This is a genomic window from Pelodictyon phaeoclathratiforme BU-1, assembly GCF_000020645.1.
In the GTDB taxonomy this organism is placed as follows: domain Bacteria; phylum Bacteroidota; class Chlorobiia; order Chlorobiales; family Chlorobiaceae; genus Chlorobium; species Chlorobium phaeoclathratiforme.
In genome coordinates this window covers 980,187-993,978 of sequence record NC_011060.1, presented here as the reverse complement: position 1 = coordinate 993,978, position 13,792 = coordinate 980,187, and the positions used below count along the sequence as shown (strand labels likewise).

The window sequence follows — 13,792 nt, the reverse complement described above, 5'->3', positions numbered from 1 at the left end:
GCTTTCGATATTCGGGATATTCTCCGCTATCGAAAGAGTCATCTTTCAGTGGCATCAGGCGTTGGCCTTTTTGGTCGCTTTTGCGCGAAGGTTCACATCCAGAATCTTCTTTCTGAGTCTGATGCTCTGGGGTGTTACTTCCAGAAGCTCATCGTCGTTGATAAATTCCAGCGCCTGTTCCAGCGAAAGGATTTTTGGAGGGGTGAGACGAAGTGACTCATCGGTGCCGGAAGAGCGCATGTTGCTCAGCTTTTTTGTTTTGCAGACGTTGAGGGTAATATCGAGACCTCTTGTCGATTCGCCGACAATCATGCCTGCATAAACCTTGGTGTTTGGTGAAACAAAGAAGGTGCCGCGATCTTCAAGGGCGCTGAGAGCATAGGCAACGCAGATACCTGCTTCAGAAACGACCAGTGCACCGGTCTCGCGTGAAGGCAATTTGCCTTTGAATGGCTGGTAGTCGAGGAAGACGTGTGACATGATGCCCTCGCCTTTGGTGTCGGTGGTAAACTCAAGGTTGTAACCGATCAGCCCTCTGGTAGGAATTTCAAATTCAACACGGACCATTCCGCCGCGAAGCGTGCCCATAAAGGTCATCTCAGCCTTTCTGCGACCCATTTTTTCAATGATAACGCCAGTGTACTCTTCAGGAATGTCGATGGTCACATGCTCGATAGGCTCAAGCAGGGTACCATCCTCATCACGGTGCATGATAACCTCGGGTCTTGCAATGGCAACTTCATAGCCTTCGCGCCGCATGGTCTCGATCAGCACGGAAAGGTGAAGCTCTCCCCTTCCTGAAACACGGAAGGTATCGGGGCTCTCTGTCTCCTCGACGTTGAGAGCGACGTTGGTCATCTTCTCTTTCATGAGGCGCTCACGGATCTTCCGGCTGGTGACCTCCTTGCCCTCAAGTCCTGCAAAGGGAGAGTCGTTGACCGAAAAAAGCATGGAGAGTGTCGGTTTGCTGATATCGAATGAAGCCAGCGATACGGGATCCTCAATGGAAGCAAGGGTCATGCCGACAGTAGCATCAGGAATACCGGCGATGGCAATGATGTCACCGGAGGTAGCCTCTTTTGCTTCAACCTTCTGAACCTTGTCGAACTGAAAAACCTTTGTTACGGTTCCCCTGCCCATCACCCCGTCAGGACCAACCACGGCAAGCTGACTTCCCGGGCTTACCTTTCCGCGATGAATACGGCCAATGGCTATCTTGCCAATGTAATCGCTGTAGTCAAGGGTTGTTACCAGCATCTGGAATCCGCCATCATCATGGGCGACAGGAGCTGGAATCTCTTTGATGATCATATCGAGCAGAAGGCTCATATCACCATCTTCGTCATCCATGCTGTATTTGGCAACACCATGTTTGGCCGATGTAAAGATATAGGGGAAATCAAGCTGATGCTCTTCTGCTCCGAGAGCGATGAAGAGATCAAGAACCTGATCGTGCACCTTGACTGGATCCGACTGGGGCCGATCAATCTTGTTGATGACCACAATTGGCTTCAGATGCAGTTCAAGGGCTTTGCGCAGAACAAACTTGGTCTGCGGCATCGGGCCTTCGAATGCGTCAACAAGAAGCAGTACGCCGTCAACCATCTGTAAAATACGTTCAACCTCGCCACCAAAGTCAGCATGACCTGGTGTATCAACAATATTGATCTTGTGATCTTTGTATACTGCCGCAGCGTTTTTTGAAAATATGGTAATTCCTCTCTCTCTCTCCTGAGGATTTGAATCAAGTACCCGGACGTTTACCTGCTGATTATCCCTGAAAGCGCCTGTCTTCTGAAAAATCGAATCAACCAGTGTTGTTTTTCCATGATCAACGTGAGCGATAATGGCAATATTTCTTATATTTTTTGTCGAGCTCATCTTTTTATCCTTGTAAATAAGTATATTTATACCTCGTATAGGCCCGAATATACATTATTTCTTTGTAATTATGGCCACAATCTTTGCCATGGCCAGCGCGGGGGCGCGTGCCCATTTATACCCGAAGGCATCAAGAGGGCTGTTTCATGGCTGTTCACTCCCTTAAACCATACAATGAATAATATATTATTTGATAATCTGCCGCTGCTTGTCCTTAATCAGCTTGTATCACTCTTCTATCTGGTGACAACTTTTCTCTATGGTGCCCATTTTTTCAAGGACATCCAGTTTGGGAAAAAATATATACAACCCATCCTTGTCCTTACTGTTCTGACCCATGTGGTCTACCTGGGGCTTCTTACCTCTCTTGAAGGGTACAAGATCAACTATTCTACAGTGAACCTTATGACCATGGTAGGGCTCACCCTCACGATCACCTATCTGTTTATCGAGTTTACAACCAAAAGTGACAAGACGGGATTTTTTGTCATCTCTTTTGCAGCGGGCGCTCAGCTTATATCCTCAATCCTTACTGCACAGATCTCAAATACGGGGATCACCTTCAGTGGTATCGGCATCGGTGTGCACCTTATTGCTGCTATTTTCGGCTTCAGTGCCATAGCCATTGCCGGCCTTTACAGCATACTCTATCTGCTGCTTTTTCGCCAGATAGAGCAAAACCGCTTTGAATTGCTTTTTCAGCGTCTTCCCAACCTCGAGGTACTTGAGAAACTCACCATGCATGCCGTGGCTTTCGGCTTTATTTTTCTTTCGATTACCATTTTTGCCGGAGCGATTGAGCAAAATGCTTCTGGTGAGGCAATCAATCTGCTGGAACCAAAGCTCGTCACCCTGATCGTCATCTGGTTACTCTACGGCACCGGCATTTTCATCAAGCCGATCATCGGCTGGGATATCAAGCACATGGCTTACCTCTTTATTTTTCTCTTTGTCTTCATCACCATTCTCATCGTGTTGATGACCTTTTTTTCCCCTACGTTCCATGGACTCTCCTTTTAACCATGACAGTTCTTTGAAAATAGGGGCTTTTAGAATATATTCGTAAATTGTCGTTCTATACTGAAACGCAGTATTTTTTATTGGATTGTTCGTCATCAGCTCATTTAAACAACCCTGCCATGAACATCATTTCAGTTGGTGTCAATCACAAAACCGCACCTATTGAAATCCGTGAAAGAATCTCCCTTTCTGAAGTTCAAAACAAGGAGTTCATTACCGGCCTTATTTCCAGCGGACTTGCCCACGAAGCCATGGTCGTATCTACCTGTAACCGCACTGAGCTGTACGTTGTGCCCGCGATATACGAGGTGAACGGAGAGTTTCTCAAGGAGTATCTGATCTCCTTCAAGGATGCCCGAAAAGAGGTACGTCCTGAACACTTTTTCAGCCGTTTTTACTGCGGAACAGCTCGTCATATCTTTGAAGTGGCAAGTGCGATTGATTCGCTTGTCCTTGGTGAAGGGCAGATTCTCGGCCAGGTCAAAAATGCCTATCGTATTGCCGCCGAAACACAATGTGCGGGTATTCTCATCACCCGTCTCTGCCATACAGCTTTCAGTGTAGCCAAGAAGGTCAAAACAAAAACCAAAATCATGGAGGGGGCTGTTTCGGTGAGCTATGCTGCCGTTGAACTTGCCCAGAAGATTTTCTCAAATCTCTCCATGAAAAAAGTGCTGCTGGTCGGAGCAGGTGAAACCGGCGAACTGGCTGCAAAGCACATGTTTCAGAAAAATGCCCGGAATATTGTTATTACCAACAGAACGCTCTCCAAGGCTGAAACACTTGCTGAAGAACTCGGCACCAACAAAGTGCTGCCATTTGAAACGTTCAGGGAGCATTTGCACGAATTTGATATCATCATAACGGCCATCAGCACCAAAGAGTATGTCCTCAATGAGGCTGAGATGCACCAGAGCATGATCAAGCGACGACTGAAGCCGGTCATTATTCTTGATCTCGGATTGCCGAGAAACGTTGACCCGGATGTTTCCAAACTGCAGAACATGTTCCTCAAGGACATTGATGCCCTCAAGCATATCATCGACAAGAACCTTGAAAAACGAAGCCGCGAACTTCCAAAGGTCAATGCCATCATAGAAGAGGAGCTTATCGCTTTCGGGCAATGGATCAATACGCTGAAAGTCAGGCCCACAATCGTGGATCTTCAGTCAAAGTTCATTGAAATCAAGGAAAAGGAGCTTGAACGCTATCGCTATAAAGTCAGCGAAGAAGAGCTCCAGAGGATGGAGCACCTTACCGACCGAATCCTGAAGAAAATCCTGCACCACCCCATTAAAATGCTCAAGGCGCCAATTGACACAACGGACTCTATTCCAAGCAGGGTCAATCTTGTGCGAAACGTTTTCGATCTCGAAGAACCAAATCAGTCCCACTAAATAAAAATCTGTAATTGCTTTGAAAAAACAGCTTATCATCGGTACCAGATCCAGCCCGCTCGCTTTGTGGCAGGCAGAATTTACCAAGGCGGAACTGTCCAGGCATTTTCCTGAGCTTGATATCACTCTCAAACTGGTTAAAACAACCGGTGATGTCCTTCTCGACTCCCCGCTCTCCAAAATCGGAGATATGGGACTTTTCACCAAGGACATTGAGAAACATCTGATTACCAAAGAGATTGACCTGGCTGTTCACAGTCTGAAAGATGTTCCGACGGCTACTCCTGATGGGCTTATTATTACCTCTTTCACCGAGCGAGAGGATACAAGGGATGTCATCATTTCGAAAAATGGTGTCAAACTGAAGGATCTTCCCCAGAATGCAAAAATGGCAACCAGCAGCCTTCGCCGCATGTCGCAGTTGCTCAGCCTTCGTCCTGATCTGGATATCCGCGATATCAGAGGCAATCTCAATACCCGTTTCCAGAAGTTCGACAACGGCGAGTTCGATGCCATGATGCTTGCCTATGCAGGTGTTTTCCGCCTCAATTTCAGTGACCGTATTTCCGAAATCCTTCCGCATGAAGTGATGCTTCCTGCTGTCGGACAGGGCGCTCTCGGCATTGAGACCCGTGTTGATGACGAACAGACAAGGGAGATTGTCAGAATCCTCAACCACTCCACAACGGAATATTGCTGCAGGGCAGAACGCGCACTGCTTCGTCATCTTCAGGGTGGATGCCAGATTCCTATCGGCGCCTATGCTTCGTTTAAAAATGGCACACTGACCTTGCTTGCCTATGTCGGTTCGGTTGATGGAAAAATCGGATTGCATAATAACATCACAAAAACCGGACTTACTTCACCTGAACAGGCTGAAGCGGCTGGTATTGAGCTTGCAGAGGAGTTGCTGAAACAGGGTGCGGACGCAATTCTGTCACAAATCCGTAAAACCCGCTGATGAAAACTGTTCTTGTTACCCGTCCAAAAGATCAGGCTGCATCATTTGTAAAGAAACTGGAAGAGTACGGTCTGAACTCGATTGTTTTTCCGACAATCGAGATCAGGCCGGTCTCCGGCTGGAAGGTTCCTGACCTTGCCCTGTTTGACGGAGTTTTTTTTACCAGCCCCAACAGTGTCGGCTTATTTATGGATCGGCTGCTCAAAGAGAGCCCTGATGAGCTGAAAAACCTCCAGAAGCTCAAGGTTTGGGCTGTCGGAAAAACAACCTCCTCCGACCTTGCGGCACACGGTGTAACAACCGAACCAATACCGAAAATTGCCGATGCCGTCACGCTCATGGAAGAGATCGGAAGTGAGGCAATAGCAGGCCACACCTTTCTTTTTCTAAGAGGAACTCTCTCTCTTGGTGTTATTCCCGAAGTGATTGAAAAACGGGGAGGGCATTGCGTTGAGTTGACCGTTTATGCCAACCTGACACCTTCACTTGAAGAGAGCGCAAAAATAAAATCGCTGCTTGAGCAGGGCGAACTCTCCTGCCTCTCCTTTACCAGCCCCTCAACCGCCATCAATTTTTTTGAGGCTATGGGGACAACCGCACTTCCCTCCGGAGTGCAGATTGCCGCCATAGGAACCACAACCGCCAATGCGCTCAAAAAACTTGGCGTTCATGTCGACATTATCCCCGAATCATTCGACGCGCCAAGCTTTGCAAAAGCAATAGCGGAAAAGCTGACTGATTGAGCGGTGGAACCCATCTCACCCCTCTATTTCCGCCAGCAAAGCTCTTCCAATGGCCTTGTTTGCGCTGACCAGCCCTTCGCCTGATATTGTCGTTTTCCCCCGGTAATCGAAACAACACCCTCCAGCTTCAGTCACAATGGGAATCAGTGCCGCACAATCCCAGGGGCTCATGACTTTATCGACCGACACTTCCGCCCTGCCGGAGGCAACGAGCATGTGGCCGTAACAGTCACCCCATCCGCGCACCAGTCCAGCTTTATGGCGAAGCTGATCAACCGGGTGCTGAGAGAGTGTATCGAGCAGATACTCTTTTTCCGTATACAGAACCGTTGCATCTTTAAGGTCGGAAATGGAAGAGACTGCTATCGGTGATCCGTTGAGAAATGCTCCGCCTCCCTTTTCGGCATAATAGAGTTCACCGAGTGCAGGGAAATGGACAACTCCAAGGTTCACCGTTCCATCGATCTCAAGCGCAATCATCACACCATAGAGAGGCACTCCATGAATGAAGGCCTTGGTACCATCAATGGGATCAATGATCCAGCGACGATTATTGCCGGAAGGGCGCTCTTCAAATTCTTCGCCGAGCACTCCATCTTCGGGATTGCGGGAAGCAATTGCTGAACGGATAAGCTCTTCAGCTTTACGATCAGCCTCGGTGACCGGGCTTGCATCTCTTTTTGTGAAAACCTGTAACGATTTACGGGAAAAGTAACTGAGGGTTAACTGCCCGGCCTGTTCAGCCATTTCCACAGCAAGCTGAAGATCAGAAGTCAATGGTGTCATGGTTTTATCTTTTCTTTTAATATCTTGTGGCTCAAATTATTTATGCCGAGTACTGAGGCTGCATGTACAGCGCTCCTGCTTAACCCCGGACAAGCTCCTGAAAAGTCACTTTCGACCGGCAAGTTAGTTAATCAATATCGTAAAACACAATGAAACGCTTGATTGCCGAACGCGAAAAAGCCCGCCTTGGCGGTGGACAAAAACGCATAGACGCACAGCATAAAAAAGGGAAATTTACCGCTCGGGAACGCCTTAATCTGCTGCTTGACGAAGGAAGCTTCGAAGAGTATGATATGTTCGTATCGCACCGTACCACTGATTTTGGACTTGACAAGGAAAAATTTCTTTCCGATGGAGTAATTACCGGTCACGGTACCATTGATGGTCGTCTTGTCTATATTTTTTCTCAGGATTTTACGGTTCTTGGCGGATCACTTTCAGAAACCAACGCACTGAAAATCTGCAAGGTGATGGATCAGGCCATGAAAATGGGCGCTCCTTTTATCGGAATTAATGACAGCGGCGGAGCAAGAATACAGGAAGGGGTAAGAAGTCTGGCCGGATACGCAAGTATTTTCCAGAGAAACACTATGGCATCGGGAGTCATACCCCAGATATCGGCAATTTTCGGGCCCTGTGCAGGTGGCGCGGTCTACTCTCCAGCGCTGACTGATTTCGTCGTCATGGTCGAAAAAACCAGTCATATGTTTGTCACTGGTCCAAAAGTTGTGAAGACGGTTACCGGAGAGAGCATTACCGACGAGGATCTTGGAGGCGCTTCGGTTCATGCCACAAAATCAGGAGTAACCCATTTTGTCGGTGCGGATGAAACCGAAGGAATCCTGCTGATTAAAAAGCTGCTCAGCTACCTGCCGCAGAATAATCTTGAAGAGCCACCCCTTGCAATCTGTGATGATCCGGTCGATCGCCTTGACGATAAACTGAACTCCATAATACCCGAGAAGCCATCAATCCCTTACGACATCAAGGATGTGATCCATTCTATTGCCGATAACGGAGAGTTCCTCGAAGTACAGCGGCAATATGCAAGAAACATTGTTGTCGGCTTTGTCACCTTCAATGGTATCTCCACCGGTATCGTCGCCAACCAGCCCAACTATCTTGCCGGTTGTCTTGACATCAACGCATCCTGCAAGGCGGCAAGATTTGTCCGATTCTGTGACGCCTTCAACATTCCCATCGTCACCCTTGTCGATGTTCCCGGTTTCCTTCCCGGCAGTGCACAGGAGTTTGACGGCATTATCACCAACGGAGCAAAACTGATTTTTGCCTATGCAGAGGCCACCGTGCCAAAAATAACCATCATCCTGCGCAAAGCATATGGTGGAGCATACATTGTCATGAGTTCCAAGCATCTTCGCGGTGACGTCAACTATGCATGGCCGACAGCCGAGATTGCGGTTATGGGACCAATAGGGGCCATTGAGGTACTTTTCAACAGGGATCTGAATGCCATCGAAGATCTGGAAGAGCGTGCCCGGTTCGTTGCTGAAAACGCTGCGGAGTATCGTGAAAAATTCTCCAATCCCTACGAAGCGGCAAAATTCGGATATATCGACGATATCATCGAACCGCGCAATACCCGTTTCAGGATCATTCGCTCCCTTCAGTCGCTCCTGACCAAAAAGGACAACAATCCTCCAAAAAAGCACTCTACCCTACCATTGTAAACGCGGAAAAAACATGCCATCGATCCTTCAATATTTTCCGGTCAATCTCCCGGCAATCCAAAGTCAGCACCTGGCACTGGCTGTCACGGGATACAGTGTTGTCTTTCTTTCATTTTTCCTGCTCGCCCTGCTTTTCAGTGTGATACCGAAAATTCTCTCGTGGAATGTCAGAAGAACATTTGATGATAAGGGTGATGAAGCAAAAAGAGCCCTGGCGGGAAACATGATTCCCGGAGAGGTCAGCGCTGCCATCAGTGTGGCGATCTCACTCTATCTTGACGAGCTGCACGATCAGGAAAATGCAATTCTGACTATCAGAAAAGTCGGCAAAAGCTACTCACCATGGAGTTCAAAAATCTACAATGTCATTAATTTCAAAGGGTTTCAACGATGAGAAAATATAAATTCACGATCGGCGGAAACCGCTACAATGTCGAGATCAAATCTTTTGAGGAAAACATTGCCGAAATTGAAGTTAACGGTACCTCATATCAGGTTGAACTTGGCCAGGAGATCAAAAGGCCGCAGACCCCGAAGCTGGTCCGCTATACCCCTCCGACTCCAGTGAAACCGCCGCAGCCACTGAACACCCCGGGACTGAGTATCGTAAAGGCGCCTCTGCCAGGTACTATCATTGCCCTCATGGTTCAGCCCGGTTCAAAGGTAAAACGCGAAGAACCCATTCTGGTACTGGAAGCCATGAAAATGGAAAACAATATTTTTGCTGAAAAAGCCGGTACCGTCAAGACGGTGAAGGTAGCCGTAGGCGATACAGTCATGCAGGGTGATATCCTGATAGAAATTGAATAACACCATTATGGACGAACTTATGCAGTTTTTTGGGTATTCCGGTTTTGCCAATGCAACTCCGGGACACCTGTTGATGATTCTTGTCGGAATGGTATTCATCTACCTGGCGATCCGCTATGAATATCAACCGATTCTTCTGGTTCCGATCGGTTTCGGTATTCTGATCGGCAATACCCCGTTTATCGAGCATGGTGGTATGGCTCTTGGTATCTATCAGGATGGCAGCGTCCTGAACTACCTCTACCAGGGAGTACTGAAAGGAATATTTCCCCCCCTGATTTTTCTTGGAATAGGGGCCATGACCGATTTTTCACCGCTGATTTCAAATCCGAAGCTTATCCTGCTCGGTGCTGCGGCGCAGCTCGGCATTTTCATGACCTATCTTGGAGCTATCTCCCTCGGCTTCACCAATCCCGAATCAGCTTCGATCGGTATCATCGGAGGCGCTGATGGCCCGACAGCAATTTTTCTCTCTTCCCGGCTTGCTCCGCATCTCGTCGGTTCCATAGCCATCGCAGCATACACCTATATGGCGCTTGTCCCGCTTATTCAGCCACCGATCATGCGCCTTTTGACGACCCAAAAAGAGCGCAGAATCAAAATGAAGCCGCCTCGTTCGGTTACCAAAATCGAGAAAGTCATGTTCCCTGTATTCGGTCTGCTCCTGACCGGATTTATTGCTCCCGGCTCCCTACCGCTGCTCGGTATGCTTTTTCTGGGCAATCTGCTCAAAGAATCAATGGTCACAAAACGGCTTGCTGATACGGCAAAAAATGCCATGATCGACATCGTAACCATCATTCTTGGCGTTACCATCGGAGCGTCAACTCAGGCGACAACATTTCTGACCCACAATTCTGCCCTTATTTTCATCCTTGGCGCAACGGCATTCATGTTCTCAACGGCTGGCGGAATTCTGTTTGCAAAATTCATGAACATTTTTCTTTCAGAGGGAAACAAAATCAACCCGTTGATCGGCGCTGCAGGTGTTGCTGCGGTTCCTGAAAGCGCCCGTGTAGCGCAAATGGAGGGGCTGAAGGCTGACCCTGAAAATCATCTGCTCATGCATGCCATGGCCCCGAACGTTTCCGGTATCATCGGTTCAGCCATTGCCGCTGGCATCATGATGAGCTTCATGGTGTAACCTTTTCTCTCCAATGGTGCAGGAAGAATATATTGGCTTGGTGAAATACTTCGTGATGTTCGTCGATTTTCTTATTTTTAGCCTTTTTAAAACCATAATATCTCATCAGCCATGAGCCAGCTCAATCTACTCAATATTGTCCAGCGACCCAGAAGATTACGTAAAAGTGCCGCAATCAGAAACCTTGTGCAGGAAAAACACCTGACAATCAATGATCTGGTTTACCCTCTTTTTGTCTGCCCGGGAACCAACGTCGTTGAAGAGGTCTCCTCCATGCCGGGAAGCTTCCGCTATTCGATTGACAATGCAGTAAAAGAGTGCCAGGAACTCTGGGATCTTGGAATTCAGTCTATTGATCTCTTTGGTATTCCTGAAGTAAAAACTGAAGATGGCAGCGAAGCCTACAATGAATATGGGATCATCCAGGAAGCCATCCGCGCCATCAAGGCAAAAGTGCCTGATCTGTGTATCATGACCGACGTCGCGCTTGACCCGTTCACCCCTTTTGGCCATGACGGACTGGTAAGAGATGGCATTATTCTCAATGACGAAACCGTTGAGGTGCTCTGTAAAATGGCAATATCCCATGCCAACGCCGGAGCTGATTTCGTCTCTCCCAGCGACATGATGGACGGTCGTATCGGCGCCATCCGCGAGGCTCTTGACGACACGGACTTCTCCGATGTCGGCATTCTCTCCTACGCTGCCAAATACGCATCAAGCTTCTATGGCCCATTCCGTGACGCACTGCATTCAGCGCCGCAGTTTGGTGACAAGACTACCTATCAGATGAATCCCGGCAACACCGATGAGGCCATGAAAGAAATTGAGCTCGACATCATGGAAGGTGCCGATATCGTCATGGTCAAACCCGGCCTTGCCTATCTCGACATTGTCTACCGCACGAAAGAGCGTTTTGACACTCCTGTGGCAATCTACCATGTCTCCGGCGAATACTCCATGGTCAAGGCTGCAGCCCAGCGTGGATGGATTGACGAAAAAAGAGTTATGATGGAGTCGCTGCTCTGCATGAAACGTGCCGGTGCAGACCTGATCTTTACCTACTATGCAAAAGAGGCTGCGAGAATTCTTCGCTGAACCTCTCTCTGAAAAGAGAAATCCATTCAAAAAGTCCGGCTGCAGGGTTCTGAGTGCAGCCGGGCATTCTACTGCATAAAAAATGATACGATACTTTACCGCCGGAGAGTCACATGGACCGGCACTATCGGCAATAGTGGAAGGAATGCCTGCAGGCATCACCATAACTCCGAAGGAGATCAATACCCAGTTAGCCCGCCGTCAGCAAGGACATGGCAGGGGGGGACGCATGAAAATAGAGAGCGACAAGGCAGAGATACTCTCCGGCGTCCGGTTCGGCAAAACCATCGGCTCGCCCATTACGCTGGTGATCAACAACCGCGACTGGCAAAACTGGACAACAACCATGGCCCAGTTTGAGAAACCCGATGAACAATGTTCAAAAATCACCATTCCAAGGCCAGGCCATGCTGATCTTGCAGGACGCATCAAATACGGTTTTGACGATATACGCCCTGTCATTGAACGCTCTTCAGCTCGAGAGACGGCAGCAAGAGTAGCGGCAGGAACGGTTGCACGACTCTTTCTCAAAGCACTCGGCATTGAAATCGGCAGCTACATCTCTGCCATTGGATCGGCAGCAGAAGCCTCTCCGGATAAGCAGCTTGAAGGACTCCTCCTTGAAGGAGCTGAAGCTGTCGCAAGGCAGGCCGACCTCTCACCGGTACGTATGCTCGGAAAAGAGACTGAAACAAACGCACTTGCAGCCATAGATGGAGCCAGTGAGCGCGGAGATACCCTCGGCGGAATCATCGAAATTTTTATTACTGGTGTACCTCCTGGCTTCGGCAGCTATGTACAACATGACCGGCGCCTCGATGCCGCACTCGCCGCAGCAATCATCTCCATTCAGGCTATCAAGGGAGTAGAAATTGGTACCGCCTTTGAAAACGCCAGAAAACCGGGTTCAGAAGTGCATGATGAGTTTCACCTTTCTCGGGAAAAGGGGGTAATCAGAAAAACCAACCGGGCTGGCGGCCTCGAAGGGAGCATGTCGAGCGGACAGACCATTCACCTGCGGGCGGCAATGAAACCTATCTCATCACTGGTTACTCCCCTGCTCTCCTTTGATGTTGAAACCCTGCAAGCAACCCCTTCACGCTTTGAACGCAGCGATACCTGTGCAGTACCCGCTGCCGGTGTGGTTGCTGAAGCCGTTCTTGCGCCGGTCATCGCCAATGCACTGCTTGAAAAACTCGGTGGTGATCATCTGGATGAAATCAGACAGCGCCTTGACCTTTACCGGGAGAGTATCCGCAGCACCTTTCATTCCTGATCCGTTAAAGGAGCCTCTTTGCCCGTATTAACCACCCTCTGGTTCATATCGCGAGAGGGTTCCGAAACCTCGGTTCTACCCACAATCTGGGCAGGAACACCGACAACCGTGAAGTGGGGCGGCACATCATCAAGCACCACGCTCCCCGCCCCGACCTTGGCGCCCTCACCAATCACCACATTACCCAGGATCTTGGCTCCCGCTCCAATCATCACCGACTTTTTCACTTTCGGATGACGATCGCCACTCTCCTTACCCGTGCCGCCAAGCGTAACCTCATGCAAAATCGACACATTATCTTCAACCACTGCAGTCTCACCAATCACAAGACTGGTGGCATGGTCAAAGAAAATGCCCTTACCGATAAGCGCTGCGGGATGAATATCTACGGCAAAGATCTCAGAGATACGGTTCTGGATAAAATAGGCCATGGTTTTACGTCCATTTTTCCAGAGCCAGTGACCAAGACGGTAAGCCTGCAAGGCCTGATATCCTTTCAGAAAAAGCATAATCTCGAAGTAGTGTACCGCTGCCGGATCACGCTGCTTCGTTGCAACAAGATCATAGGCTGCATGTTCAACAGCTTCAGGACATTGCAGATAAAAATCCTCAAAAAGCCCTTGCAGCACAAGAGGAGGAAAATGCTTCGATCCAAGCTTCACCGACAAAAGCATCGCCAGTGAAGAGCCAAAATCATCAAAACGCAGAATATGCTGCTCTAAAAAAACCCTGATCTGGAGATCACGACCGCACTCATTTGCCGCCTCAGTGACAATCGTTGACCAGATATTCCTGATATCTATTCCCATAGGTTAACAATACGGCTCTGAACCGCACCAATACAAATTTCCAGAATAATGTAAAAACCCTCTGCCGGATAACCGGTGAAAACAAAAAAGCTCTTGAATTTATAAAAATTCAGCCCGATTGCGCACCAAAACCTGAAAACAGAGCTTTCTAATCAGAAGAACTGTTGGGAAGCACA

The 13,792-nt window shown here is 48.6% G+C and carries 13 protein-coding genes; 10 read left to right on the top strand and 3 right to left on the bottom strand.

Going from position 1 to position 13,792, the window contains the following annotated elements:
* Window positions 1–54: 54 nt before the first annotated feature.
* Window positions 55–1,881, bottom strand: a complete 1,827-nt coding sequence (gene typA / locus PPHA_RS04725) for a translational GTPase TypA (RefSeq protein ID WP_012507735.1) — start codon at window positions 1,879–1,881, stop codon at window positions 55–57.
* A 174-nt stretch (window positions 1,882–2,055) separates the two neighbouring features.
* Here typA and PPHA_RS04720 point away from each other — a divergent pair, with 174 nt between their 5' ends.
* The 4 genes from PPHA_RS04720 (at window position 2,056) to PPHA_RS04705 (ending at window position 6,002) form a co-directional block, all read left to right on the top strand.
* On the top strand, window positions 2,056–2,901 hold the full coding sequence (locus PPHA_RS04720; protein ID WP_012507734.1) for a cytochrome C assembly family protein: 846 nt from the start codon (window positions 2,056–2,058) through the stop codon (window positions 2,899–2,901).
* 119 nt (window positions 2,902–3,020) lie between these two features.
* Window positions 3,021–4,298, top strand: coding sequence for a glutamyl-tRNA reductase (gene hemA / locus PPHA_RS04715; RefSeq protein ID WP_012507733.1), 1,278 nt, complete (start codon window positions 3,021–3,023; stop codon window positions 4,296–4,298).
* A gap of 19 nt (window positions 4,299–4,317) precedes the next feature.
* Window positions 4,318–5,259 (top strand): hydroxymethylbilane synthase, encoded by a 942-nt coding sequence (gene hemC / locus PPHA_RS04710; RefSeq protein WP_012507732.1) that lies wholly within the window; start codon window positions 4,318–4,320, stop codon window positions 5,257–5,259.
* Window positions 5,259–6,002, top strand: a complete 744-nt coding sequence (locus PPHA_RS04705) for a uroporphyrinogen-III synthase (protein WP_012507731.1) — start codon at window positions 5,259–5,261, stop codon at window positions 6,000–6,002. The genes hemC and PPHA_RS04705 overlap by 1 nt, the downstream gene beginning before the upstream one ends.
* Before the next feature lie 15 nt (window positions 6,003–6,017).
* Here the strand turns inward: PPHA_RS04705 and hisN are convergent, their stop codons facing one another.
* Entirely contained in the window at window positions 6,018–6,788 is a 771-nt protein-coding gene (gene hisN, locus PPHA_RS04700; RefSeq protein ID WP_012507730.1) for a histidinol-phosphatase, read from the bottom strand.
* A gap of 149 nt (window positions 6,789–6,937) precedes the next feature.
* On the opposite strand from hisN, the gene PPHA_RS04695 reads away from it, so the two are divergent.
* The 6 genes from PPHA_RS04695 (at window position 6,938) to aroC (ending at window position 12,807) form a co-directional block, all read left to right on the top strand.
* On the top strand, window positions 6,938–8,479 hold the full coding sequence (locus PPHA_RS04695; RefSeq protein WP_012507729.1) for an acyl-CoA carboxylase subunit beta: 1,542 nt from the start codon (window positions 6,938–6,940) through the stop codon (window positions 8,477–8,479).
* Window positions 8,480–8,492: 13 nt separating this feature from the next.
* On the top strand, window positions 8,493–8,873 hold the full coding sequence (locus tag PPHA_RS04690) for an OadG family transporter subunit (RefSeq protein ID WP_012507728.1): 381 nt from the start codon (window positions 8,493–8,495) through the stop codon (window positions 8,871–8,873).
* Entirely contained in the window at window positions 8,870–9,289 is a 420-nt protein-coding gene (locus tag PPHA_RS04685) for a biotin/lipoyl-containing protein (RefSeq protein WP_012507727.1), read from the top strand. The genes PPHA_RS04690 and PPHA_RS04685 overlap by 4 nt, the downstream gene beginning before the upstream one ends.
* Window positions 9,290–9,296: 7 nt before the next feature.
* Entirely contained in the window at window positions 9,297–10,433 is a 1,137-nt protein-coding gene (locus PPHA_RS04680) for a sodium ion-translocating decarboxylase subunit beta (protein WP_041526430.1), read from the top strand.
* 111 nt (window positions 10,434–10,544) lie between these two features.
* Window positions 10,545–11,531, top strand: a complete 987-nt coding sequence (gene hemB, locus PPHA_RS04675) for a porphobilinogen synthase (protein WP_012507725.1) — start codon at window positions 10,545–10,547, stop codon at window positions 11,529–11,531.
* 82 nt (window positions 11,532–11,613) lie between these two features.
* Window positions 11,614–12,807, top strand: coding sequence for a chorismate synthase (gene aroC / locus PPHA_RS04670; protein ID WP_012507724.1), 1,194 nt, complete (start codon window positions 11,614–11,616; stop codon window positions 12,805–12,807).
* On the opposite strand, the gene cysE is transcribed toward aroC, so the two are convergent.
* A complete protein-coding gene (gene cysE / locus PPHA_RS04665; protein WP_012507723.1) occupies window positions 12,798–13,616 on the bottom strand; it encodes a serine O-acetyltransferase in 819 nt (272 codons plus the stop codon). The genes aroC and cysE overlap by 10 nt on opposite strands.
* Window positions 13,617–13,792 lie beyond the last annotated feature (176 nt).